The 21,319-nt window shown below is 55.9% G+C and carries 16 protein-coding genes; 6 read left to right on the top strand and 10 right to left on the bottom strand.

Features of this window, described 5'->3' with window-relative positions:
• The first annotated feature begins 146 nt into the window (after nucleotides 1-146).
• The 4 genes from AC515T_RS05070 to cmoB all read left to right on the top strand — a co-directional run bounded on the left by AC515T_RS05070 (nucleotide 147) and on the right by cmoB (nucleotide 3,026).
• On the top strand, nucleotides 147-539 hold the full coding sequence (locus AC515T_RS05070) for a protease inhibitor I42 family protein (protein WP_496531656.1): 393 nt from the start codon (nucleotides 147-149) through the stop codon (nucleotides 537-539).
• Nucleotides 540-541: 2 nt separating this feature from the next.
• Nucleotides 542-1,186 (top strand): lysoplasmalogenase, encoded by a 645-nt coding sequence (locus tag AC515T_RS05065; RefSeq protein WP_496531655.1) that lies wholly within the window; start codon nucleotides 542-544, stop codon nucleotides 1,184-1,186.
• A gap of 143 nt (nucleotides 1,187-1,329) precedes the next feature.
• The gene (gene cmoA, locus AC515T_RS05060; RefSeq protein WP_496531654.1) at nucleotides 1,330-2,073 is read left to right on the top strand and encodes a carboxy-S-adenosyl-L-methionine synthase CmoA; all 744 of its coding nucleotides are present in this window, start codon (nucleotides 1,330-1,332) and stop codon (nucleotides 2,071-2,073) included.
• Nucleotides 2,070-3,026, top strand: coding sequence for a tRNA 5-methoxyuridine(34)/uridine 5-oxyacetic acid(34) synthase CmoB (gene cmoB, locus AC515T_RS05055; protein WP_496531653.1), 957 nt, complete (start codon nucleotides 2,070-2,072; stop codon nucleotides 3,024-3,026). The genes cmoA and cmoB overlap by 4 nt, the downstream gene beginning before the upstream one ends.
• Before the next feature lie 199 nt (nucleotides 3,027-3,225).
• Here cmoB and tadA read toward each other — a convergent pair whose 3' ends face one another.
• Together tadA and AC515T_RS05045 are read right to left on the bottom strand one after the other, a co-directional pair.
• Nucleotides 3,226-3,723, bottom strand: coding sequence for a tRNA adenosine(34) deaminase TadA (gene tadA / locus AC515T_RS05050; RefSeq protein ID WP_496531652.1), 498 nt, complete (start codon nucleotides 3,721-3,723; stop codon nucleotides 3,226-3,228).
• A complete protein-coding gene (locus tag AC515T_RS05045) occupies nucleotides 3,723-5,099 on the bottom strand; it encodes a multicopper oxidase family protein (RefSeq protein WP_496531651.1) in 1,377 nt (458 codons plus the stop codon). The genes tadA and AC515T_RS05045 overlap by 1 nt, the downstream gene beginning before the upstream one ends.
• 352 nt (nucleotides 5,100-5,451) lie before the next feature.
• On the opposite strand from AC515T_RS05045, the gene AC515T_RS05040 reads away from it, so the two are divergent.
• Nucleotides 5,452-8,598: a hypothetical protein gene (locus AC515T_RS05040; RefSeq protein WP_496531650.1), complete on the top strand. Its 3,147-nt coding sequence runs from the start codon at nucleotides 5,452-5,454 to the stop codon at nucleotides 8,596-8,598.
• A 665-nt stretch (nucleotides 8,599-9,263) separates the two neighbouring features.
• Entirely contained in the window at nucleotides 9,264-12,824 is a 3,561-nt protein-coding gene (locus AC515T_RS05035) for an RHS repeat-associated core domain-containing protein (protein WP_496531649.1), read from the top strand.
• Between the two features lie 63 nt (nucleotides 12,825-12,887).
• On the opposite strand, the gene AC515T_RS05030 is transcribed toward AC515T_RS05035, so the two are convergent.
• The 8 genes from AC515T_RS05030 to AC515T_RS04995 all read right to left on the bottom strand — a co-directional run bounded on the left by AC515T_RS05030 (nucleotide 12,888) and on the right by AC515T_RS04995 (nucleotide 21,179).
• On the bottom strand, nucleotides 12,888-13,562 hold the full coding sequence (locus AC515T_RS05030; protein WP_496531648.1) for a DUF2599 domain-containing protein: 675 nt from the start codon (nucleotides 13,560-13,562) through the stop codon (nucleotides 12,888-12,890).
• Nucleotides 13,547-13,861 (bottom strand): hypothetical protein, encoded by a 315-nt coding sequence (locus AC515T_RS05025; protein WP_496531647.1) that lies wholly within the window; start codon nucleotides 13,859-13,861, stop codon nucleotides 13,547-13,549. The genes AC515T_RS05030 and AC515T_RS05025 overlap by 16 nt, the downstream gene beginning before the upstream one ends.
• Nucleotides 13,862-13,954: 93 nt before the next feature.
• The gene (locus tag AC515T_RS05020; protein ID WP_496531646.1) at nucleotides 13,955-15,148 is read right to left on the bottom strand and encodes a hypothetical protein; all 1,194 of its coding nucleotides are present in this window, start codon (nucleotides 15,146-15,148) and stop codon (nucleotides 13,955-13,957) included.
• A 455-nt stretch (nucleotides 15,149-15,603) separates the two neighbouring features.
• Nucleotides 15,604-16,011 (bottom strand): DUF6632 domain-containing protein, encoded by a 408-nt coding sequence (locus AC515T_RS05015; protein ID WP_496531645.1) that lies wholly within the window; start codon nucleotides 16,009-16,011, stop codon nucleotides 15,604-15,606.
• Between the two features lie 373 nt (nucleotides 16,012-16,384).
• Entirely contained in the window at nucleotides 16,385-17,962 is a 1,578-nt protein-coding gene (guaA, locus tag AC515T_RS05010; protein WP_072408106.1) for a glutamine-hydrolyzing GMP synthase, read from the bottom strand.
• Nucleotides 17,963-18,041: 79 nt separating this feature from the next.
• Nucleotides 18,042-19,511 carry an IMP dehydrogenase gene (gene guaB, locus AC515T_RS05005; RefSeq protein ID WP_053118653.1) on the bottom strand — a complete coding sequence of 490 codons (1,470 nt, stop codon included), beginning with the start codon at nucleotides 19,509-19,511 and terminating at the stop codon, nucleotides 18,042-18,044.
• Nucleotides 19,512-19,792: 281 nt separating this feature from the next.
• Nucleotides 19,793-20,341, bottom strand: coding sequence for a sugar ABC transporter ATPase (locus tag AC515T_RS05000; RefSeq protein ID WP_122568902.1), 549 nt, complete (start codon nucleotides 20,339-20,341; stop codon nucleotides 19,793-19,795).
• Nucleotides 20,342-20,411: 70 nt separating this feature from the next.
• Complete coding sequence (locus tag AC515T_RS04995; RefSeq protein ID WP_496531644.1) at nucleotides 20,412-21,179, bottom strand: sulfite exporter TauE/SafE family protein; 768 nt, start codon at nucleotides 21,177-21,179, stop codon at nucleotides 20,412-20,414.
• Nucleotides 21,180-21,319 lie beyond the last annotated feature (140 nt).

Below are 21,319 nucleotides of genomic sequence, written 5' to 3'. Positions count from 1 at the left end.
GCTCACGGATTTTGTGTGCAACAAAAATCCATTGTGGGAGCAAGGCTTGCCCGCGATGGCGTCATCAGCGACAGCACTTCCCCAGCTGACACACCCAGTATCATCTTCGGTTATGCTCGCCGTTCGTCGTGAATGCCGGAGTCTTTATGTCCCTCACCCGCCTGCTCGTCCCCCTCAGCCTCGCCCTGCTGAGCGCCTGCGCCACGCAAACCAGCAACAACGTGACCGTGGAAAAACTGAGCCAGTGCCCGGTAAAGCTCAATAACGGACAAAACCTGATCCTGAGCCTGCCCAGCAATCCCACTACCGGTTATCGCTGGGCGATCCAGGATTCGGCCGGCGGCGTGTTGAAAGGCTTGGGGCCGGAGGTCTATCGCAACCCGGAAGACGCCGGCATCGTTGGCGCCGCGGGTGTCTCGACCTGGCGCTTCCAGGCGTTCAGCGCCGGCACCGGGCGCTTGCGCCTGACTTATCAACAGCCCTGGGCACCGGAAGTGCCGCCCGTGGAAACCTTTGACTGCGTCATTGCGGTGAACTGACCGTGTGTTGGCTGATCCTCGCACTGATGGGTGCGGCCACCTACCTGTACGGCCTGGCCATGCACGCCACGCTGCTGTGCCTGCTGGTCAAGCCCATGCCGGTGCTGGCCCTGCTCGGCTGGCTGCACGATGCGCCGCCCAGCGACTATCGGCGCTGGATCAGCCTCGGGCTGATTTTTTCGCTGGTGGGCGATGTGCTGCTGGCCTGGCCGGGGGACCTGTTCGTGTTCGGCCTCGGCGCGTTTCTGCTGGCCCACCTGGCCTACCTGAAAGCCTACCTCAGCGACTGCCGCCGCCCGGCACTGCTGCCCTTGACCCTGGCCTTGGGCATCGGCGCGGTGCTGTTGGGGATTCTGGTGTCGAGCGGTCTCGGACCGTTGCTGCTGCCGGTGGTGGTCTACGGCCTGGTCATCAGCGCCATGCTCTGGCGAGCGTTGGCACGGCTGGGCACCGACGTGCCCAAGCGTTCGGCGTGGCTGGCCGCCGCCGGGGCCCTGGCGTTTGTGTTTTCCGACAGCCTGATCGGCATCAACCGGTTCGTGCAGCCCTTCCATGCCGCGCCTTACCTGATCATCATCAGTTACTGGCTGGGCCAATGGGGCATTACGGCGTCGGCGTTCGTCCGAAAGCCACACGGAGCCAAATAATGTGGGAGCGAGCTTGCTCGCGATAGCGGTCTGTCAGTCAACATTATGGCTGGCTGAACCATCGCTATCGCGAGCAAGCTCGCTCCCACAGGTTTTTTAGTTAAAATGCCGGCCTTTTCACCCCCCATGCCGCTGGAACCGCCGTGAGCAAAGACCCCGATCGCCTATTCGCCCAACCCCTGGCCCAAGTGCCGGACTTCGCCTTCAACGAGGACGTGGTGCGGGTGTTTCCGGACATGATCAAGCGTTCGGTGCCGGGTTATCCGACCATCGTCGAAAACCTCGGCGTGCTCGCCGCGCAATTCGCCCAACCGGGCAGCGTGCTCTATGACCTGGGTTCGTCCCTGGGTGCGGTAACCCAGGCCCTGCGTCGCCATGTGCGCACCGACGGTTGCCGTGTCATCGCTGTGGATAACTCGGCGGCCATGGTCGAGCGTTGTCGCGAATACCTCAACGGCCAGGACTCGATGTTCCAGGAGTTGCTGCCGGTTGAAGTGATCGAAGGCGACATCCTCGCCCTGACGTTCCAGCCGGCCTCGGTGGTGGCCCTGAATTTCACCCTGCAATTCATCGCGCCGGACCAGCGCAGCGCACTGTTGAGCCGCATTCATCAGTCCCTGCTGCCGGGTGGCGCCCTGATCCTGTCGGAAAAATTGCGTTTCAACGATGCCGAGGAACACGCCTTGCTCACCGACCTGCACGTGGCGTTCAAGCGCGCCAACGGCTACAGCGAGCTGGAGATTGCCCAGAAACGCAGCGCCATCGAAAACGTCATGAAGCCCGACAGCCTCGAAGAACACCGCGAGCGCCTCTTGGCGGCCGGGTTTTCGAAAGTCGTGCCGTGGTTCCAGTGTCTTAACTTCGCCTCGTTGATTGCCTTGCCATGATTGATCTGTCCCCCCTCGCCCGCCATCTGGCCGGCACGCCCTTGGCCGATTGGGCCGCGACGCTGCAGACGCAACTCGACAGCAAGATGGAAAAGGGCCACGGCGACCTGGAGCGCTGGCAAAGCGCGCTCGATGCGTTGCCGGTTTTGCAACCCACCACCGTCGACCTGCTGAACGGGCTGACGCTCGACGCCGATTGTTCCGACGAAACCCGTGGGAAAATGCGTACCGCGTTGATGGGCCTTTCGCCATGGCGCAAAGGGCCGTTCGACCTGTTTGGCGTGCACGTGGACACCGAATGGCGCTCGGATTGGAAGTGGTCGCGGGTGGCGCCGCACCTTGATCTCAAAGGCAAGCGCATCCTCGACGTGGGCTGCGGCAACGGCTATTACATGTGGCGGATGCTCGGTGCCGGGGCGGACACGGTGATCGGCGTCGACCCCAACTGGCTGTTCTTCTGCCAGTTCCAGGCGGTCCAGCGCTACCTGTCGCAGCCCAACGCCTGGCATTTGCCGTTCCCCTTCGAGGCCCTGCCCCCGGAGCTGGAAGGCTTCGACACGGTGTTTTCCATGGGCGTGTTCTACCACCGCCGCTCGCCGATCGAACACTTGCTGGCCTTGAAGGATTGCCTGGTCAAGGGCGGCGAACTGGTGCTGGAGACCCTGGTGATCGAAGGCGACGAACACCAGGTGCTGGTGCCCGAGGACCGCTACGCGCAGATGCGCAACGTATGGTTCCTGCCGTCGGTCCCGGCCTTGGAACGCTGGCTGCGCCGCGCCGGGTTCAGCGACGTGCGTTGCGTGGACGTGAGCCTGACCACCGTGGAAGAACAGCGCAGCACCGAGTGGATGAAGTATCAGTCGCTGAGTGACTTCCTCGATCCCGCCGACCACAGCAAGACCATCGAAGGGCTGCCGGCGCCGATGCGGGCGGTGATTGTGGCGCGTAAGTAAATCGCCCGAGCCCCCTGTGGGAGAGCAACCTTGTTTACTTAAGGGCTGCCAATCATTGTGGCGAGGGAGCTTGCTCCCGCTCGGCTGCGCAGCAGTCGTAAAACCTGCCAACCGTTTTTTCCTGAGGCACGGTGTTGAATGATTTGGGGCCGCTGCGCAGCCCAGCGGGAGCAAGCTCCCTCGCCACAGGGTTATGTGTTCAACCTGGCGATTTGGCTCTTCGAGCCTTGAAGAACTCACTCAACACCGTACTGCACTCCTCAGCCAATACCCCACCTTCGAACATCACCCGATGGTTCAGGAAACCCTGGCTGAAAAACTGCCCCTGGCTCTGGACGATGCCGGCCTTGGGCTCCAGGGCGCCATAGACGACCCGGGCGATGCGCGAGTGGACGATGAGGCCGGCACACATGCTGCACGGTTCCAGCGTCACATACAGCGTACTGCCGGGCAGGCGATAGTTGCTCACCGCCTGGGCGGCGGCACGGATGGCGACCATTTCCGCGTGGGCGCTGGGGTCGTGGCCGCTGATCGGGCAGTTGAAGCCACGCCCGATGATCTCGCCGTCCTGCACCAGCACCGCGCCCACCGGCACTTCGCCCAGGGCGGCGCCTTGGGCGGCGAGGGCCAGGGCTTCGCGCATGAAGTCCTGGTCACGGCTGCGGTCGATGATCTTGGCGGGGCGAATCTGACGCATCACGCCACCTCGATGGCGGCCATCAGGCCGGTTTCCATGTGGTCGACCACATGGCAGTGGAACATCCACACGCCTGGATTATCCGCCACCAGCGCCACCTGCGCCCGCTCGTTCTTGCCCAGCAGATAAGTGTCAGTGAAATACGGCACGACCTTGTGCCGGTTCGACGCGATCACCTTGAAGCTCATGCCGTGCAAATGGATCGGGTGCTGGTACTGGGTCATGTTCTTCAATTCGAAAATGTAACTCTGGCCTTTCTTCAGCGTGGCGATCGGCCGGTCGGCGCAGGTCTTGTCGGTGATGTCCCAGGCCTTGCCGTTGATCTGCCAGAGACTTGGCGGCTTGCCGTTATCGACATTGACCGACACCGAGCCAACCCATTCGAAATTGAAGTTGAGTTTCTCGGCATTGGCCAGGTCCGGCTCGGACACCGGGTTGGCGGGCAATGCCGGCGGCCACGGGGTCGGTGCGTCACTGTTGGGCACCGAACGCAAGGTGCCCAGGCGCACCGGGCCATTGCGCAACGACAACTCCTCGCCGGCCGGCGGCGCCTTGATCGCCAGGCAAATGCGCATGCCTGGGCCAAGCCAGTATTCCTTGCCCAGCGGGCGCGGTTCGATGGGGTTGCCGTCCAGCGCATAGATCTGCGCTTCAACGCCGGGGATGTTGATGCGGTAAGTCAGGGTGTTGTCGAGGTTGAGCAAACGTACCCGGGTGATCTGCCCGGCCGGCAGGTCAATCACCGCCTGGGGCACGCCGTTGATGGTTGCCAGTCGCCCGGCCGTGCCGCCACGCGCCGCCTCGCGGGGAATGCTGAACGCGACGAACTCGCCCTGCTCATCCACATGCCAGCTCTTGAGGCTCAGGGTCTGCTCGTATTTGAAACCGGTGGGTTCACGCTCTTCGATGATCAACGGTCCCACCAACCCACGTCCGAGCTCTTCGCTGCTGTTGACGTGGGGGTGATACCAGTAGCTGCCGGCGTCCGGCACGCGGAACTTGTAATCGAAATACTCGCCCGGCAGCACCGGCAGTTGCGAAACATACGGCACACCGTCCATCTCCAACGGCAAACGGATCCCGTGCCAATGAATCGTGGTGGCGACCGGCAAGTGGTTGATGAAGCGTACCCGCAACCATTCGCCCTGACGCACCCGCAACTCGGTGCCCGGCGCCGAAGGGCCAAACGCCCAGGCCTGGGTCTTGTGCCCGGCCACCAGCTCGACGTCCAGAGGCGCGGCGATCAATTCATAGTCGTGACCGGCTTCGGCATCCGCCCTCTTCCCCAGCCAATACCGCGACGCGCCGCCTGCACCCACACCAACGACAACAAGACCGGCCAGGCCACCGAGTATTTGGCGACGGGTAAAGGACATGAACGCAACTACCTCTGAATCTGCGACGGACCGGTGGGTCCGCAAAAGGCGAATACGATACACCCGCAGATGAGAAACAGTAAGGGCTGCGTGTTGATGTCCGCAGCAATGGCAAGCAGTCGCGCCGATCAACAAAGTGCCGATGCCGACACCTTTTCAAAGCGGATCACCATTGGTCGTCACTGTCATTCCTGACAGTAGCCGCTGAATTGGCCGACTCCTAGCATCGCTTCCACAGGATAGAAAAGAGTGCACTGGGTATCGGTGCAGCTCCCGCCCATGCTTGGAAGCGTTCTTATTGCTGACGTGCGGAGAGCATTGCTCCCATTCAGCCCCGTTGAGGGAGAAATAAATGAATATCTCTGACACGGTCATCATCGACGCCCCTGCAACTACCGTCACCTCGCCGTTCAGCATCAGCGGCAAAGCCACACCCGGTGCCAAGGTTGTGGTCTATGAACCCGGCGGCGCCGTTCGCTATGACAATGACAACCTCTACGCCGACCCCAACGGCAACTGGTCGATCCCCCAGGTCACCAAGCCTGATGGGAGCTATATGGTCTGCAGCCAGCAATCATTGAATGGCCAGACCTCACCCTGGTCGCCGATACAGTATTACAACGTCAAAGCCCCAGCACTCCCCATTACCAGTGCACCGGTGATGGATGCCCCGGCGACTACCGTCACCTCGCCGTTCAGCATCAGCGGCAAGGCCACACCCGGTGCCAAGGTTGTGGTCTATGAACCCGGCGGCGCCGTTCGCTATGACGATGACAACCTCTACGCCGACCCCAATGGCAACTGGTCGATCCCCCAGGTCACCAAGCCTGATGGGAGCTATATGGTCTGCAGCCAGCAATCATTGAATGGCCAGACCTCGCCCTGGTCGCCAATACAGTATTACAACGTCAAAGCCCCAGCGCTCCCCATCACCAGTGCACCGGTGATGGATGCCCCGGCGACTACCGTCTCCTCGCCGTTCAGCATCAGCGGCAAAGCCACGCCCGGTGCCAAGGTTGTGGTCTATGAACCCGGTGGCGCCGTTCGCTATGACGATGACAACCTCTACGCCGACCCCAACGGCAACTGGTCGATCCCTCAGGTCACCAAGCCCGATGGGAGCTATATGGTCTGCAGCCAGCAATCATTGAATGGCCAGACCTCACCCTGGTCGCCGATACAGTATTACAACGTCAAAGCCCCAGCACTCCCCATTACCAGTGCACCGGTGATGGATGCCCCGGCGACTACCGTCACCTCGCCGTTCAGCATCAGCGGCAAGGCCACACCCGGTGCCAAGGTTGTGGTCTATGAACCCGGCGGCGCCGTTCGCTATGACGATGACAACCTCTACGCCGACCCCAATGGCAACTGGTCGATCCCCCAGGTCACCAAGCCTGATGGGAGCTATATGGTCTGCAGCCAGCAATCATTGAATGGCCAGACCTCGCCCTGGTCGCCGATACAGTATTACAACGTCAAAGCCCCAGCGCTCCCCATCACCAGTGCACCGGTGATGGATGCCCCGGCGACGACCGTCACCTCGCCGTTCAGCATCAGCGGCAAGGCCACACCCGGTGCCAAGGTTGTGGTCTATGAACCCGGCGGCGCCGTTCGCTATGATGATGACAACCTCTACGCCGACCCCAATGGCAACTGGTCGATCCCCCAGGTCACCAAGCCTGACGGGAGCTATATGGTCTGCAGCCAGCAATCATTGAATGGCCAGACCTCGCCCTGGTCGCCGATACAGTATTACAACGTCAAAGCCCCAGCGCTCCCCATCACCAGTGCACCGGTGATGGATGCCCCGGCGACTACCGTCACCTCGCCGTTCAGCATCAGCGGCAAGGCCACGCCCGGTGCCAAGGTTGTGGTCTATGAACCCGGCGGCGCCGTTCGCTATGATGATGACAACCTCTACGCCGACCCCAATGGCAACTGGTCGATCCCCCAGGTCACCAAGCCTGATGGGAGCTATATGGTCTGCAGCCAGCAATCATTGAATGGCCAGACCTCGCCCTGGTCGCCGATACAGTATTACAACGTCAAAGCCCCAGCGCTCCCCATCACCAGTGCACCGGTGATGGATGCCCCGGCGACTACCGTCTCCTCGCCGTTCAGCATCAGCGGCAAGGCCATGCCCGGTGCCAAGGTTGTGGTCTATGAACCCGGCGGCGCCGTTCGCTATGACGATGACAACCTCTACGCCGACCCCAATGGCAACTGGTCGATCCCCCAGGTCACCAAGCCTGACGGGAGCTATATGGTCTGCAGCCAGCAATCATTGAATGGCCAGACCTCGCCCTGGTCGCCAATACAGTATTACAACGTCAAAGCCCCAGCGCTCCCCATCACCAGTGCACCGGTGATGGATGCCCCGGCGACGACCGTCACCTCGCCGTTCAGCATCAGCGGCAAGGCCACACCCGGTGCCAAGGTTGTGGTCTATGAACCCGGCGGCGCCGTTCGCTATGACAATGACAACCTCTACGCCGACCCCAATGGCAACTGGTCGATCCCCCAGGTCACCAAGCCTGACGGGAGCTATATGGTCTGCAGCCAGCAATCATTGAATGGCCAGACCTCGCCCTGGTCGCCGATACAGTATTACAACGTTCAGCCTCCAAAGTCCTCCGTCCAGCCCAATACCGGAACTCCCGGGCCCAACATTGATTACGATAGCCTGCTGAAAAATGAAATTTTCAACACTGCGAACAAAAAAGAAAATTATGTAGATCCAAGAACTGGCCTATTCAATGCGTATTTCCCTATCGCTTCCTTGATCGCCAACGCTGCTCAAGGCCCGAACTTAGATATTGACTTGTTCTATCGACCGAACAAATCCAATCGTCTTGGCGTAGGCTTAGGCTGGGGGCTTCGCCTGTCAAGCTATGACATACTTCGCAAGACACTGACTCTTTCGACGGGAGTCTCCATTGATAACCCAATTAGCATGAGTGCCGAAGAAGTACTCAAATCGTTTGGATTTTTTGCTGGAATAGATGAAGAATTTGATGAGTTTGCATTCCCCACAAATGTAATGCGGATTTATCACAAAGATGGAAGCATAGAAAAACTGAGTTTCGTAGGTGCCAATCACGAGCTACTGCCAACCCAAATAATGACAAACCATGGCTTCACACTTGATATAACCTGGGAAATCCAACAAGGTAACCAAGGCGACGTAAGCAGAATCACATCCATCAGAGATGAAAAAAACCTATTACTCAACGCAAGTTACGATGACAGCAGCGCAACCTTCACTATATGGCCAGACACGCAAGAGCAATACAGAGTAATTTTAAGCTTCGGCAACACCCTAAACGCTGTCTCCTTCCCTGACTCATCCACCCCCTCCAACCAAAATTTTTATTACGAATCCAACCCCACTTTAGGCCATATTCTCACCACTGTGACTAGCTCGTCAGGACTGATAGAGAAGGTTCTATATGATAGCCAAGGCGTAACCGCCAACAATATGACATTCCCTGGGTAACGCAACACACTTTGACTCCAGGGGGAGGGCAACCCGAAATAGTAACGAATTATAGCTACACAAGAGCGTCAAGTGACTCATACACAACCACCTCAACAAACTATACATCCAGGCAGGTTATCAACAAGGTATTTACCTTCGAGAAAAACCTCCTTACATCAGAAGCGCAAATCATCAACGAGTGCAACACAACAATAAAATATGAGTATCTTGGTTCCGCGCCCTATCTTAATAAAATACAATACACAAACCAAAACAGCGGAGCTTCCAGAACAACCCCAACCAGACAAACACTTTTCTCATCAGAAAACAATGTAATATACAGCGACATAAGCGGAACCCCCACACGCTGGAAATACGCGGATATAGACTCATCAAACTCCAAGCAAAATTTTAACTTACCAATAGATCTGGAATACCCAAACCAACCTGACAACAACATACGCTCTAATTTGCTAAACTCAATCGGAAGACATATAGAATCTGAACATTCCTATACGTCCCCCACCGATACCGACCTAATGAGAAAATTCTACAGCTATACTCTTTTGCCAAAAAAAGAACCGTCGTTATCAGCAGGAAATATTCGCCCCTCACTGTGCCTAACAGTACACAACCCGGACTCAGTTCTAGGTTCCTCCCTAGGTCGATGGAAAGATGGATCAATGATCCTCGAAAAGATCATATATATAGAAGATCCATCTTCCCCCCATCATGGCCGGGTAAAGTCCACGACCACCGAAATTCTGGATGCCCATGGAAATACCGTACCTTATTCAAGATACACAACTATTTTTTCTTACGAAATCACAGATACCCACCTAAAACAAACAACAGAAGTCGTATCATCCGAAGGTATCTCGAATACCACTGAAGAGACGACCTCAATTTTCAGTGGAAGAATCATAAAATTTATCGATACATTGAAGAACATAACCGAATACGCATACGACTCTTTTGGTAGAACCATCAAAAAAACTCAAAACTCACAAAATGATCAGTACCGCAAGACAACAAATTATCAATATATCCAGACACCCACGGGCCCCTCTGTCGTTGTCACCTCTGATACCGGAGTCAAACAGTGGATAAAAAGCGACGCGTTACAACGTCCTATAAGCGCAGAAGTATGGACAGACATATCTGGTTTTCCTCAATGGCTGACAGTTACGAACACCCAATATGATGCTGTAGGCCGAGAAGAGAAGATTTACCTCTATGATCACCTTGCGGATGGCTCAGTACTCAGTTCTAGGACAGAAACACACTATGACAACTGGGGAAATCCAAGCATATCAATTATCAATAATGAAAAAACCACACACTCAAACTACGACCCTATAAGCAACACATTGGAGAACTGGATAGAGTTCGGAGGCACCCCTTGCGGGAAAACCATAACGACTTACAACCCACTGGGAGAAACAACCCTTATCACCACTTTCGACACATCGGGAAACATAGAAGCAACCCAAAGTTATACACATGACAAATTTCAGAGGATTATCACGCAAACCCAACAAACTCGTTCATTATCAAACTCGCTGGACACCACCTACACTTATGATAATTTTGGCAGACCCATCACCATAACTTCTGAGAATAAAACAATCACTTATAGCTATCCAAATCACACCCCAGAAAGAATAGTATCTGGCATCTCAGTATTCGACCACAGCAACGCTTCCCTCTACAATCTCGGGCAGCAAAATCATGACGGCCTGAACCGACTTATTCATTCGTCCAGCGGCGGAAGAACTTACACTTTCCTTTATGAAACTTCGTCAAGCTCAGCCACCAAGGCCACTCTACCTGATGATCGAGAAATTAGCTTCGAGTACCAAGCCGAACTCAATAACAAACTTATAAAGCAGAGCGTAGCATCCAGTGGACAGCAACAATCCTATACCTATCAAACATCTGGTAACTTTTCCGAAACAGCATCTAGAATTCCAGGCACCTCTGTAAGTCGCTACTACAATGCGAATGGTTTCCTCATGGCAGAAGAGCTGTCAAACCTCAACAACGAAGCCAACAGATCTTCAACATATCGATACTCTCTAAATGGTCTATTAACGTCCGAAACCGATTTTTTTGGAAATGAAACGACTTATCATTACAACCAGAACGGCCGTTACATAGGTCTATCCAGCCCAACGGTAAATATACAACTATCTCATGACAACTCAGGACTCCTAATAAAAGAAGACGTGTACGACGCTGCTTCAGGCACGACGATGACCATTACCTACACATACGATGAAAACCATCGCGAAACAAGCCGTACTTTTTCTGCGGCAGGATTCCCGACATTAAAAATAGCATACAACTATCAGGCTGACTGGTTAATCAGCGATATCACTTTCAGCAGAGATGGCGTCCTGGTCCGCCAAGAAACTTTTACCTATCTTTCTTCCGGACAACTGGAAACCTGCTCTTACTACGGCACTGAATGCCCTGTGGATCCTTGGGGCAATTCACTCAATGCGCAACACTTCACTTATGATGCACTGGACAATATATTAACCTGCACCAGCCAATTTGGTACAGAGACAAATATCACCTCATTTCATTATGATAATCCCTATGATAAAACCCAGTTGAGCTCCATCACCAATACACACTCTACCTACCCCAACTCAATACTCTTCGAGTATGACAGGGCGGGCCGATTGACTAGGGACGAAGCTGGCCGAACCCTGAACTACGACAGCCTTGGGCAGTTAAAAGAAGTATTTTCAGCCAACCAAGGCATAGCCATTACTTATACGTATGATGCCTATAACCGGTTGATTGGAACAAGAAGCGCTCTTCGCACCCAGAACTTTTTTTATAAAGGGTCCTCGGTCTTTGCGCAATCCGAGAGTATATTCTCAATCGGCCAGGGACAAACACATTCAGCCATCAACAACCAACTCAACTCAAGTAATGCCTGCTGCATTCAGGTAAAATCCGTATGGGATCACAATACAGGAGCAACACAAGTCGTCCGTTGCATGGAGCTGAAAGACCCACACGGCTCACTCATTGCCAGCTATGACATTCTCAACAAAACAGCTTCTTACTTTTCCTATACCGCCCATGGATACAGACCGTTTGATAACAACAACCGTTCTTTCATCGGTTTCAATGGTGAACCTATGGATTCGGCAACAGGTCTCTACCATTTAGGCAATGGATATCGTACCTACAATCCCGTCACCCTCCGTTTCCACTCACCCGATAGTCAGAGCCCTTTTGGCGCAGGAGGAATTAATAGTTATAGTTACTGCTCTGACCCTATTAATTATAGCGATCCGACCGGACATTCCCGTGCCAGGTATGGAGAATACAGGTATTGGTCGGACGCTCGAGACAGCGACCGTGGAAGATTGTTTAATACGATTATATGGGGAGGCGTTGCAATTTTGGCAACCATACCGACAGGCGGCACCTCCCTTCTGTTGGGAGGCGCGCTTCTTGGCACCGAAATCGCCGCCACTTCATTTGGTATAGCCAGCGTGCTGACTGAAAGGAGCAATCCTGAACTTTCGAAAAAACTAGGCTGGGCCTCTCTGGGCTTAGGGCTTTCGAATATTGCCTATGGCTCATTTCGTGCGGGAAGAACCATCTATTCCACTCTCAGCGATTTCAGGCGAGCAGCCTCCTTGTCAACCGAGCACTTTGGACAAACGAAAAAAATAACCCAGGTACTGGGAGGCCCGATAGAAAAACTAAAACTGACGGAGGATAGCCTTGCATTAAGTCAAGAAACGTTCAAAGGAGGAAAGCGACTAACTTTCAACGTTCATGGCACTGTCCCTCCAGGGGAGGAATCAGCACGCATGGTTGTCGGAGGAAGACTCATCGGTCCGGGTGAAGCCGTAGACCTGGCAAAAAGCCTTGGCTATGACGTTAACAACTACGATTACATTCGCCTGTTAATGTGCCATTCGGCCGACGGCGGAAATGCCTCTTTCGCTCAAACCCTCTCAAACATCACCAGGAAGCCAGTGAAGGGCTTTATTGGAAAAGTCGCTGCAACGTGGGCGCCAGAAGAGATAACGGAAGAGATTGGAAAATTCACCAGTCGTCAAGAAGCGCTGGCAACGTTTATCGGAAAAAAATATGAAATCACCGATCCTGTTCACAAAAAAATTGTCGGATTCAACGACGAGACAGGTGGCCGTACATACGCAAATACGGACGCATACAACAGCGTCCGTATAAATTTCTTCCCGCTTTAATTAACCTTTCCACTCTGCGCCCGGGATTACCGGGCGCATCTATTTTTACCAGGTATGCTCGACTCAGGGAACCGTGATCATTCGGTTGCTGGCCCAATTCGAAACTTGTCCATTGAGGGTCTGCCTTGCCGTGAATTTATAAGTTCCCGGACTCAACCGAGCGCCCTCAATGAACCAGTTCCCATTGCCATCGGCCATAGGTTTGCCAAAGCAATATCCAGCACCTTCAAGGCACACGTCCATCGTCGCGTTCGCAGCGCTTTTCCCCGTGATCCTGAAGGGCGACGATACAGAGGCCCCTTCAGTGGGACTGGAAATACTCGGTGGATTCAACACCATGAACACTCGGTTGGTGGCCCAGCTGGATACTTGGCCATTGAGTGTTTGCCTTGCCGTAATTTTATAGGCACCTGAATCAAACTTGGCCACATCGATAAACCAGTTTCCATTGCCATCAGCTACTTGCTTGTCAAAACAGTATGTTGCGCCTTCCAGGCATACGTCGATTGTCGCACTTGCCGCACTTTTTCCCGAAATTCGGTAGGGGGACGTTACAGTAGCGCCCTCAATCGGACTTAAGATCCACGGGGGATCCGAGGCCGCGGGCATCGCCCCACCGCCAGCGACGATACCATTATTACAACCACTGCCGATCGAAACCTCCTGCGTCACATCAGGTCGGTAGGGCTCCAGATTCCAAGGTATCTTGTATCGAGCAATTTCTAGATGACAAACCATTTGACGACGCCCCCCCCACCATCATTATTTTTCCACTGCCAATCGCCGCCAAATTTTTGAACAAGCTCTGCATACTCGGCGTTGGTGTCCTCAATCTTTTCTATATCTATAGCCCTGCCACAGGCTGTTGGTATGACCGACAAGCTCCATTCATTTTTTTGAGTTCCGGGATCATAGCGCTCAGTCCACGAAGCAGACTCTATATATTGCTCGCATGCTCGCCCCCCCGTAACGGGGCCAGCCTCGAGGCCATAAGAAGTTCGGAGGGTAAATAATAAAATAAAAACATACGTTCTCATGTCCAACTCCTTCTGTATACCGAGTGTTTTAGCCATCACCTCGATGACCCACCATCAAGGCGGACAGCTAACAGCCCCCTTCTTGTCCAGTGCTCAGGGAATCGTGATCGTTCGGTTACCAGCCCAACCCGATACTTTCCCATTGAAGGTCTGTCTTGCCGTGAACTTATAAGTTCCTGGGTTAAACTTGGCGTTATCAATAAACCAGTACCCGTTGCTATCGGCCACTCGCTTGTCAAAACAATAGCCTGCGCCTTCCAGGCATACGTCGATTGTCGCACCTGCCGCGCTTTTTCCCGAAAGCCTGAAGGGAGATGTTACAGTTGCGCCCTCAACTGGACTTAAAATCCAGGGTGGCTCCGAATAAGACGGCACCGTTCCCGCTCCAGCGGTAATCTCCTGATCAGAACTGTTGAAGTCGAAGGTAGTGTCTTGACTTAACGAGGACGGCAGGTTGACTTTTATAATCGGAACGACAATACCCCCGGTATCGCTATAGAATTCTTTCTGATTGGATCTGGCGTCTGCCAGGCCGGCAGGATCAGAGTAAAAAAATGCTTGAAGCGGCAGCGTGCTGGCACTGCTCTGTGGCCAGGTAACCAGTTGCAATTCATTCCACTCGTAAAAGCCATTTATCTTCTGTTTGGCTTTTAGGGCTTCATTAAAGAAAACCGCTCCGTTGGGCGTAGCGCTAGCCACATCAAAACCACATTGTTCCAAGTGGGGGTTGCCACTGACAGATTGATTCCAGTGACTCGCCCACTGATCTGAATTTAAAATCCCTTGCGACTGGCAGGGACGGCTAGCATTTTTATATTTACTCTCTTCCAATACAATGCTTCCACAAAGAGCATCGCGATGCCAATCCCAAGAATCCATTGGGAATGCACAAAGCACATTAATAGAGAGCTTATTCGCAGGCGCCGAAAATTTCGGATAGAAAATATAACCATTATTATAGCCCCAGGCAAACGTCTGAAACTTTGAATCTGCTCTCAAATAGGAAAAGGCAACCCCTCCTCGCTCCCGAGATATAGGACTCGGGTCCCAAACCCTATACTGATCAGATTTTTTAGTGACCCTCAGAATAACACCACTACAGAGAAAGGCTGGCCTATTATTTGTACCGCAATGTTCAACCACATTGGAATAACGACTACGAATATCAGCCAATGTCGCACTACCATCTGCTGATGAATTACCAGCATCACCTGAAATCCACTGGGCGCCAACCTGATGATAGATAGCAAGTAAACCGAGCCCAAAAACATATGATATTGTTTTCATTGAAGTCACCCTCGTCTATTACACAACAGTAAGATCACTCACTACTTTGCAATGACTTCACCAGGCGCTTCATATGACGGGACAAAACCCAACGATCGTTCCACTTCGATGACATTAAAATCAACGTCATCCAACCCAACTAAACCATGGAGGATCCGATTAGTCTTGAGAACTCATGACACGCCGAGTCTATTGACACACGGCAGCTGCGACGACAAAGCTCCAACCTATTTATTGGACGCTCATGAAACAGGCTGTCTGATGAGCAAGACCCTAGACGGCTACAAGACCAGACTCTACTGTCAACAATGACAGTGACGACCAACGGCAATCGCCCCGGCTCAACTGAATCAGCTTACAGCGGGACTTTTTCACCAGCACGATTGCGCCGCGTACATGAAAAAACCAGAGAAGTTATCCCCAGTTTTTTCTGTACGCATCCATCGATTCAGTGATCAATCGTGCAGCAAACGCGCCTTGTCACCGCGTGGCGTGAAAAAAGCCAGCGCCGCCGCGACGATGAACAGGGCGGGCACATCGCCGAGCAGATGGCCGTAGTGCGACGCCCCGTCCATCCCGATGCCAAACGACTGCACGGCCATGATCGCGCCGTGCACGATGCTCGACCACACGGTGAACCAGATCAGGCTCAAGTGTTTCATCGGCTCGCGAGACGCCATCAGCAGGAACACGCCCAGTGTCGCGTAGATGCCAACGATCATCAGCGGATAGTCGGAATGGCCGCTGTGCCACGCCCAGCCGGACGGCCACAGAATCATCAACGGCCAGATCGCGAAGACAGCAATCAGACCAACCACGACCAAAACAATGCGCAACGCGGCGAGTTTTTGAGTGTCATTCATGGCAGGCTCCTTATTGCGGCGTGTTTGTCGCCGCAAGGGTGCCAGGAGTATAAAACGCGCTTGGAACCCGCACCGATCTCCCTTGTGGCGAACCGCTCTTGTGGCGAGGGAGCTTGCTCCCGCTGGGCTGCGCAGCAGCCCCAAACATCATTGCGGTGTGCCAAGTTAACCCAGCCCGCATGAATTGGGGGCGCTTCGCACCCCAGCGGGAGCAAGCTCCCTCGCCACATAGGTGTTTTGCCGAACAGCCCTATCGGAAAGTTATTATCAGTCGAATGTGACCAAGTCCTGGGCTCAAACGCCAAAAGCCCGCAATTAAGCGGGCTTCAGGGTGTTTCTTACTAGTGGCTACCGATCAGCGCTGGACGCCCAATCATTCCCACTCAATCGTCGCCGGCGGCTTGCTCGACACGTCATATGTCACGCGAGAAATACCTTCGATTTCGTTGATGATCCGCCCGGAAACGGTTTCCAGCAGCTCATACGGCAGGTGCGCCCAGCGAGCGGTCATGAAGTCGATGGTTTCCACGGCACGCAGGGCCACGACCCAGGCGTAACGACGGCCATCGCCAACCACGCCCACCGATTTCACCGGCTGGAACACCACGAAGGCCTGGCTGACCTTGTGGTACCAGTCGGCCTTGCGCAGTTCTTCGATGAAGATGTGGTCGGCGCGACGCAGCAGGTCGGCGTATTCCTTCTTCACTTCACCGAGGATCCGCACGCCCAGGCCCGGGCCCGGGAATGGGTGGCGGTAGACCATGTCGTACGGCAGGCCCAGTTCCAGGCCGAGACGACGCACTTCGTCCTTGAACAGTTCGCGCAGCGGTTCGACCAGCTTGAGGTTCATCTCTTCCGGCAGGCCACCGACGTTGTGGTGGGACTTGATCACGTGGGCCTTGCCGCTCTTGGCGCCGGCCGACTCGATCACGTCGGGGTAGATGGTGCCCTGGGCCAGGTACTTGATGTTGTCCAGCTTGCAGGATTCGGCATCGAACACGTCGATGAAGGTACGGCCGATGATCTTGCGTTTCTTCTCCGGGTCGGACTCGCCGGCCAGGTTGTTCAGGAATTGCTCTTCGGCGTTGGCGCGGATCACCTTGACGCCCATGTTCTCGGCGAACATGGCCATCACTTGCTCGCCTTCGTGCAGACGCAGCAGGCCGTTGTCGACGAAGACGCAGGTCAGTTGGTCGCCAATGGCCTTGTGCAGCAATGCGGCAACCACCGAGGAGTCGACGCCGCCGGACAGGCCCAGCAGCACGTTGTCGGTGCCGACCTGGGCGCGGACCTGGGCGATGGCGTCTTCCGCGATTTTCGACGGGGTCCACAGGGCTTCGCACCCGCAGATGTCGAGGATGAAGCGCGACAGGATGCGGCCGCCCTGCTTGGTGTGGGTCACTTCAGGGTGGAACTGCACGCCGTAGTAGCGACGATCATCGTTGAACATGCCGGCAATCGGGCAGCTCGGGGTGCTGGCCAGGATGTGGAAGTCTTCCGGCATCTTGGTGACCTTGTCACCGTGGCTCATCCACACGTCCAGGCCGAACAGGCCGTCGGCGTCGATGTGGTCCTCGATACCGTCCAGCAGCCGGCTCTTGCCGACTACGTCGACGCGTGCGTAACCGAACTCACGCAGGTCCGAACCTTCGACCTTGCCGCCCAGCTGTTCAGCCATGGTCTGCATGCCGTAGCAGATACCGAAGACGGGCACGCCCAGGTCGAACACGGCTTGCGGGCAGCGCGGGCTGTCGGCTTCGTGCACGGACTCGGGGCCGCCGGCGAGGATGACGCCTTTAGGCGCGAATTCGCGAATCGCTTCGTCATCCATGTCGAACGGATGCAGTTCGCAGTACACGCCGATTTCACGCACGCGGCGGGCGATCAGCTGGGTGTACTGGGAACCGAAGTCGAGGATCAGGATGCGGTGAGCGTGAATGTCGAGGGCCATGACTCATTCTCATGTAGTGAATCAGAAACAACTCGGGGCTGAATGAACAGCCCCGGTGATTAACGTTTTGCTGAAGGCCTTAACCTACGCGGTAGTTCGGCGCTTCCTTGGTGATCTGTACGTCGTGGACATGGGACTCGGCCATACCGGCACCGGTGATACGCACGAATTCCGGCTTGGTGCGCATCTCTTCGATGTCCGCGCTGCCGGTATACCCCATGGAAGAACGCAGGCCGCCCATCAGTTGATGGATGATGGCGCTCAGGGTGCCTTTGTACGGCACGCGACCTTCGATGCCTTCCGGCACCAGCTTCTCGGCACCCGCGGAGGAGTCCTGGAAGTAACGGTCGGAAGAACCCTGGGCCTGGGACATGGCGCCCAGCGAACCCATGCCGCGATAGGCCTTGTAGCTACGGCCCTGGAACAGTTCGATCTCGCCCGGTGCTTCTTCGGTACCGGCGAACATCGACCCCATCATCACGCAGTAGGCACCGGCGACGATGGCCTTGGACAGGTCACCGGAGAAGCGGATACCGCCGTCGGCGATCAACGGCACGCCAGTGCCTTCAAGGGCGGCGGCGACGTTGGCGATGGCGCTGATCTGCGGCACGCCGACACCGGCGACGATGCGGGTGGTGCAGATCGAGCCAGGGCCGATACCGACCTTGACCGCGTCGGCGCCGGCGTCGGCCAGGGCCTTGGCGGCTTCGCCGGTGGCGATGTTGCCGCCGATCACCTGCACGTCAGGGAAGTTCTGCTTGACCCAGCGAACGCGGTCGATCACACCTTTGGAATGACCGTGGGCGGTGTCGACCACCACCACGTCAACACCGGCATTGACCAGGGCGGCGACGCGGTCGCCAGTGTCCTTGCCGGTGCCGACCGCAGCGCCGACGCGCAGACGACCCTGGTCGTCCTTGCTGGCCAGCGGGTAGGCCTTGGCTTTTTCGATGTCGTTGACGGTCATCATGCCCTTGAGGGCGAATTTGTCGTCGACGATCAGCACGCGCTCGATGCGGTGCTTGTGCAGCAACTCGCGCACGTCATCCTTGCTGGTGCCTTCCTTGACCGTGACCAGGCGCTCTTTAGGCGTCATCACTTGGCGGACGGAAGCATCCAGGCGGTTCTCGAAACGCACGTCGCGGGAGGTGACGATGCCGACCAGGTCGCCATCGTGCAGCACCGGAACGCCGGAGATGTTGTGCATGCGGGTCAGTTCGAACAGATCCCGGACCGTGGCGTCAGCCTCGATGGTGATCGGATCCTTGACCACGCCAGCCTCGAACCGCTTGACCTTGCGCACTTCGGCGGCCTGCTGTTCGATGGTCATGTTCTTGTGGATGATCCCGATACCGCCTTCCTGGGCCATGGCAATGGCCAGACGGGCTTCGGTCACGGTGTCCATGGCGGCGGAAACCAGAGGGATATTCAGTTCGATGCCACGGGTGAGACGGGTTTTGAGACTGACTTCGTTAGGCAGTACTTCGGAATAACCGGGCACTAGGAGAATGTCGTCGAAGGTCAGAGCTTCTTGGCTGATACGCAGCATCGCGGGGGCTCCCGAGCGGGAAAATGGAAGCGCGCCATTATACTCATGGACCCCGTCTGGCTCAATGTAAAACTCTGTCTATTATTGGCGGGGTGATTGACGGGCTAAATCACTGCACGCCCATCTAAGCTCAGAACCTGTTTGGAGCAGGGACAGGCTGCCCCTTGCTCCCGCTGGGCTGCGAAGCGGCCCCGGCTTTTTGGCGGTTGCTGCGCAACCGAGCGGGAGCAAGCTCCCTCGCCACAGGGTTGTGTATTCATCGCCGCAGTGTGTGTTGCTCGCTACAACTCCACCTTCACCCAACTCACCGGCTGATCGAGCCAATCGGCGAATTCATCGAGAAAGTCCTGCTTGAACCCCGCCTCCAGCCAGTTGTTGAAGATGAATCCCAGGTTGGAAAAACCACACGGCTGCAGGAACAGGAAACCATTGATGTCATCTTCATGACCGCATTCGGGGCAGGTGAAGTTGTCGGTGCGCGCCGGCATCCAGTCTTCCAGGCTTTCGAACAACGCTTCGCCAACCTCCCGGCGACACTCGGCACAACCGGCTTCTTCGAGAAAGCCCTTGGCCGGTGTATAGATGCAGCGCTTGGTGATGATCTCCAGGCCGTTGATCGATTCGCCGAACGGCAAGGCTTCGGGGTGCATGACCACGTCGCGAGCCCCGGGGGCGATGGCGTGGGCCATGCGATTGCCGGTACGTCCGCAGGTGGTCAGTTGTTCTTCGACGATATTTTTGCGCACCAGCCAGCGCACGATCGCTCGGGCCCGAGGCTCGTGGACCGGCAGGGTAGAAATTTTCGGGACGATGATGCTTTGCGAATTCATGGCGAGGCCTGGCTGTTTCCCTGGCAGGGTCTGATCAAAGGCCGGCAGCTTAATCCCTGGCGGGGCCAGGTCAAGCACTCAGGTAACGCCCGATCAAGGCAATGCCGCTGGCGAGCACCAGCCAGGTCACCAATCGCACGAATGCCTCGCGCGACAACCTCATGGTCAAGCGACGCCCTACCCACAACCCCAGCGCCATGGCCGGCAACAAACACAGCGCCAGTACCAGCAAGGGTAGCTCGGCATACACACCGGCGACGATAAACAAGCTCAAGCGCACCACGGTGCTGCAACTGATCAAGGCACTTTGCGTGGCTCGGGCCGGATCTTTAGGTAGGCGGCTGTTCAGGTAGATTGCATATAAAAAGCCGCCACTGCCGAACAATGCCCCGAACATCCCGCCCACCGTGCCCATCGGAAACGCCCACAGCGATGACAACTGCGTGGGCCGGGTCTTTATCAACAGGCTGTAGATGGCATAGCAGCAGATGAACAGCCCCATCAACAGCAGCAACAGGTCGGACTTGAGGTTGAGCAGGAAAATCACCCCCAGGGTGCAGCCCACGGCCATGCATGGCAGCAACCGCAGCAGCTCCGGTCGGGACACGTCCCGACGCGATGGCAACAGGTTGCCAAAGGCTGCGACAAAATCGAGCAAGACCAGCAGCGGGACGATCTTCGACAGCGGCATGAACAGCAGCAGGATGGGCGCGGCCACCAGCGCCGTGCCGAAGCCGGCGATGCCGAACACGATGTAGGCAACGGCGATGGCCAGGCCGATCACCAGCCATTGCGTTGGCGCAAATGCCCATTGGCCCAACCATGACAGAAGATCCATTGCCGACTTCCTTGGTGATGAAGCGGGCGACTTTAGCCAGATCCAGGGCGACACATCCAGCATTTGTGGTGACTGACCCATTGCAATCGCGAGCAGGCTCGCTCCCACAGGGGATTTGTGTCGCAGCAAAGATCCAGTGT

This window comes from Pseudomonas sp. FSO-7 (genome assembly GCF_059579345.1).
Note: the sequence above shows the minus strand (reverse complement) of the source record. Positions and strands in the feature narration are given on the sequence as shown.

Coding starts and splice junctions, on each gene's coding strand:
- AC515T_RS05070 (WP_496531656.1), top strand. CDS start 147: ATGTCCCTCACCCGCCTGCTCGTCCCCCTCAGCCTCGCCCTGCTGAGC.
- cmoB (WP_496531653.1), top strand. CDS start 2,070: ATGATTGATCTGTCCCCCCTCGCCCGCCATCTGGCCGGCACGCCCTTG.
- tadA (WP_496531652.1), bottom strand. CDS start 3,723: ATGCGTCAGATTCGCCCCGCCAAGATCATCGACCGCAGCCGTGACCAG.
- AC515T_RS05045 (WP_496531651.1), bottom strand. CDS start 5,099: ATGTCCTTTACCCGTCGCCAAATACTCGGTGGCCTGGCCGGTCTTGTT.
- AC515T_RS05040 (WP_496531650.1), top strand. CDS start 5,452: ATGAATATCTCTGACACGGTCATCATCGACGCCCCTGCAACTACCGTC.
- AC515T_RS05035 (WP_496531649.1), top strand. CDS start 9,264: ATGATCCTCGAAAAGATCATATATATAGAAGATCCATCTTCCCCCCAT.
- AC515T_RS05030 (WP_496531648.1), bottom strand. CDS start 13,562: ATGGTTTGTCATCTAGAAATTGCTCGATACAAGATACCTTGGAATCTG.
- AC515T_RS05025 (WP_496531647.1), bottom strand. CDS start 13,861: ATGAGAACGTATGTTTTTATTTTATTATTTACCCTCCGAACTTCTTAT.
- AC515T_RS05020 (WP_496531646.1), bottom strand. CDS start 15,148: ATGAAAACAATATCATATGTTTTTGGGCTCGGTTTACTTGCTATCTAT.
- AC515T_RS05015 (WP_496531645.1), bottom strand. CDS start 16,011: ATGAATGACACTCAAAAACTCGCCGCGTTGCGCATTGTTTTGGTCGTG.
- guaA (WP_072408106.1), bottom strand. CDS start 17,962: ATGGCCCTCGACATTCACGCTCACCGCATCCTGATCCTCGACTTCGGT.
- guaB (WP_053118653.1), bottom strand. CDS start 19,511: ATGCTGCGTATCAGCCAAGAAGCTCTGACCTTCGACGACATTCTCCTA.
- AC515T_RS05000 (WP_122568902.1), bottom strand. CDS start 20,341: ATGAATTCGCAAAGCATCATCGTCCCGAAAATTTCTACCCTGCCGGTC.
- AC515T_RS04995 (WP_496531644.1), bottom strand. CDS start 21,179: ATGGATCTTCTGTCATGGTTGGGCCAATGGGCATTTGCGCCAACGCAA.